The sequence below is a fragment of the Streptomyces sp. NPDC054961 genome (assembly GCF_053609145.1).
This window is the reverse complement of record NZ_JBSGWY010000029.1, coordinates 1-3,341: the sequence shown is the minus strand read 5'-3', so window position 1 is coordinate 3,341 and position 3,341 is coordinate 1. Positions and strand designations below refer to the sequence as shown.

General features: G+C 71.1%; 3 protein-coding genes. 1 reads left to right on the top strand and 2 read right to left on the bottom strand.

What is annotated here, in order from left to right; genetic code table 11:
* The first annotated feature begins 117 nt into the window (after nt 1-117).
* A complete protein-coding gene (locus ACWF9Z_RS24235) occupies nt 118-477 on the top strand; it encodes a hypothetical protein (RefSeq protein ID WP_453605118.1) in 360 nt (119 codons plus the stop codon).
* A gap of 109 nt (nt 478-586) precedes the next feature.
* Here ACWF9Z_RS24235 and ptsP read toward each other — a convergent pair whose 3' ends face one another.
* Nucleotides 587-2,257, bottom strand: coding sequence for a phosphoenolpyruvate--protein phosphotransferase (ptsP, locus tag ACWF9Z_RS24230; protein WP_453605116.1), 1,671 nt, complete (start codon nt 2,255-2,257; stop codon nt 587-589).
* Nucleotides 2,258-2,331: 74 nt separating this feature from the next.
* Nucleotides 2,332-2,781, bottom strand: a complete 450-nt coding sequence (locus ACWF9Z_RS24225) for a PTS sugar transporter subunit IIA (RefSeq protein WP_453605115.1) — start codon at nt 2,779-2,781, stop codon at nt 2,332-2,334.
* Between the last annotated feature and the right edge of the window lie 560 nt (nt 2,782-3,341).

Below are 3,341 nucleotides of genomic sequence, written 5' to 3'. Positions count from 1 at the left end.
CGGGGGGGCGCGCGCGCGCCGCCGGGGGGGAGACCCCGCGGGGCGCCCGCCGGGGCGCCCCCGCCGCCCCCCCCCCCCCCCCGGGCGCCGGGGCCGCCCCCGCCCCACCACCACCTGGTGTGCAGCGTCCCGACCGAGGGCGAACAGCTCGTCGCCGCCCTCAACGCGCGGACCCGGGCGGACGGATCGCCGCACATCGGGGGCCGCGAGAGCCTCGACTTCGTTACCGTCCTCGCCGCCGGCCTGGCACTCGGCGGCCCCGGGGGACTGGTACTGCGCAGCAGCTCGGAAGGGCCCGGCCCCCGGGACCGGGTCCACGGCTGGCGTCTCGACCGCGGCCGCCTGGTACCGCTCTCCGCGGCGGCCGTGTTCAACGCCTACTGCACCGACGCCGACACGGGGGAGCCCGTACCCCCCGAGCCGGGCGTCGAATACTGCCCGGGATACGAGGTGGACGAACCGGGGCCGCCCCACTGACCCGGACGGGCCCGCGGGGCCGGCGCACTCGTGGCCGCGAACGGCCGAGGGGCCCTCGCCACCGGCGAAGGCCCCTCGACTCGGGATCGACCCCTCCGGGGCCGTCCGGCTACTCGCCGGACAGCACCGCCTGGGCGGCCACACGGGCCTCCTCCGCGCTGTCCGCGGCACGCGCGGCGGCAGCCGCACGCTCACACTGCGCGAGGGTGTACTTCGCGAGCGTCGCCCGCACGTAGGGAATCGAAGCGGCACCCATCGAGAGAGAGGTGACACCCAGACCCGTCAGCACGCAGGCCAGCAGCGGGTCGGAAGCGGCCTCGCCACAGACACCACAGCTCTTGCCCTCGGCCCTGGCGGCCTCGGCCGACATGGCGACCAGGTCGAGCAGCGCGGGCTGCCACGGGTCCTGCAGCCGCGACACGGCGCCGACCTGACGGTCCGCGGCGAAGGCGTACTGCGCCAGGTCGTTGGTGCCCAGCGACAGGAACTCGACCTCCTGCAGGATCGAGCGCGCCCGGAGCGCGGCGGAGGGGATCTCCACCATCGCGCCGAACTTCGCCCGCAGACCGGCGTCGCGGCACGCGTCCGCGAACGCCTTGGCGTCGGCCCGGTCGGCCACCATCGGGGCCATGACCTCGAGGTAGACCGGCAGCCCGGCGGCGGCCTTGGCCAGCGCGGTGAGCTGCGTGCGCAGCACGTCCGGGTGGTCGAGCAGCGAGCGCAGACCACGGACACCCAGAGCCGGGTTCGGCTCGTCGGCCGGGGTCAGGAAGTCCAGCGGCTTGTCGGCGCCGGCGTCCAGGACGCGAACGACCACACGACCCTCGGGGAAGGCTTCGAGGACCTTGCGGTAGGACTCGACCTGCTTCTCCTCGGTCGGAGCCTTCTTGCTGTCGTCCAGGAACAGGAACTCGGTGCGGAACAGGCCCACACCCTCGGCCCCCGCCTCGACCGCCGCGGGCACGTCGCCCGGACCGCCGATGTTGGCCAGCAGCGGCACCTTGTGGCCGTCGGACGTCGCGCCCGGACCGGACGACGCGGACAGAGCGGCCTTGCGCTCGGCGGCCGCGGCCTCCAGCTCGGCCCGCTTCTCCAAGGAGGGATCCACGAACAGGTCGCCCGTGCTGCCGTCGATCGCGATGACGGTGCCCTCGGCGATCTCGCCGGCACCCGGCAGCGCCACGATGGCCGGCACGCCCAGCGCCCGGGCGAGGATCGCGCTGTGGCTGGTGGGGCCGCCCTCCTCGGTCACGAAACCGAGGACCAGCGCCGGGTCGAGCAGCGCCGTGTCGGCGGGCGCGAGGTCCCGCGCGATCAGCACGTACGGCTCGTCGCTGTCCGGCACGCCCGGCATCGGCACGCCGAGCAGGCGCGCGACGATGCGGTTGCGCACGTCGTCCAGGTCGGCCACGCGGCCGGCCATGTATTCACCGGCACCCGCGAGCAGGACGCGGTACGCGGCGAACGCGTCGTACACGCCGCGCTCGGCGGTGCTGCCGACGGCGATCCGCCGGTCGACGTCCGCCATCAGCTCGGGGTCCGTGGCGATCATCGCCTGGGCCTCGAGCACGTGCTGAGCCTCGCCACCGGCCAGCTGGCCGCGCGCGATCAGGTCGGCCGACACAGCTTCCACGGCCTGACGGGCGCGCCCCTGTTCGCGCTCCGCCTCGTCCGCGGTGATCTGCTTCGCCGGCGGCTCGAGAACCGCCGTGCCCATGTGCCGTACCTCGCCGATCGCCACACCGTGGCTCACGCCGACGCCTCGCAGCGTTGTCTCCATTTCACCCGTCTCCGATTGAGCGGCGGGTCCACCCGCCGCGTTGGATGTCCAGTTCGCCCGAGCAGGCGGATACGTCACTGCCAGCCGAAGAGGGCGTCTCCGGCCTTCAAAGCTCCGGTCTCGACGACGCCGGTGAGGGAATCGGCAGTCGCTTCCAGTGCCACCACGGGGCAGATGGGGGACTTGCCGGCGGCCTCGACCGCAGCGGGGTTCCAACGGATGACGGCCTGGCCGCGCGTCACGGTGTCGCCCTTGTTGACGAGGAGCTCGAAGCCCTCGCCGTTGAGCTGAACGGTGTCGATGCCGAGGTGCGTGAGTACACCGTGGCCTTCGCCGTCGACGACGACGTACGCGTGCGGGTGCAGGGAGACGATGACACCGTCGACGGGAGACACCGCCTCCGCAGGCTCGCGTACGGGATCAATAGCGGTGCCCGGTCCCACCATCGCGCCGGAGAACACCGGATCGGGCACTGCCGCGAGTCCGATGGCGGTCCCGGCAAGTGGGGACGTCACGCTGGTCATGGGGGCCTCCCAGGGGGTGGGGCTTCTTCGTGTCGCCGTCACAACCAGTCCTGGACGGCGTACTTTGAGAAGGGTAAGTCATTGGATGTCCCGGTTCCGCCCGAAGTGTCCCCCTTCATGGGGGTACCGACGGAGGTCCCGAGCTGATCGGATGACAACCTAGTGGACTAGACCATACGCCTGAACCGATTTGCTTGGGCACTGGCGGGCCTGTACTGTCGTGACTCCCGCCAGGAAGCTCCGCGTGAACATTTCGCGAACAGCCGATGGACGGGCAACCTTCTCTTCATCACCGATCCTGATCTCGACTTCTTTTCGTATGCCCATTCGGCACGACGGAGAGTGGTCAGGGAGACGGAAAAGGACTGATAGAGTCGGACTCGCCGGAAAGGGAAAACGCGAAAGCGAATGACCTGGAAGGCGAAAACAAAGCGAGACCGACTCTGATAGAGTCGGAAACGCAAGAACGAAGGAAGCGCCCGGAGGGCCCGGAAACGGGAACGAAGGAAGCGTCCGTTCCTTGAGAACTCAACAGCGTGCCAAAAATCAACGCCAAAAAG

What these genes read in the sequence shown, in the direction of transcription:
- ptsP (WP_453605116.1), bottom strand. Translation starts at nt 2,257, where the DNA reads ATGGAGACAACGCTGCGAGGCGTCGGCGTGAGCCACGGTGTGGCGATC.
- ACWF9Z_RS24225 (WP_453605115.1), bottom strand. Translation starts at nt 2,781, where the DNA reads ATGACCAGCGTGACGTCCCCACTTGCCGGGACCGCCATCGGACTCGCG.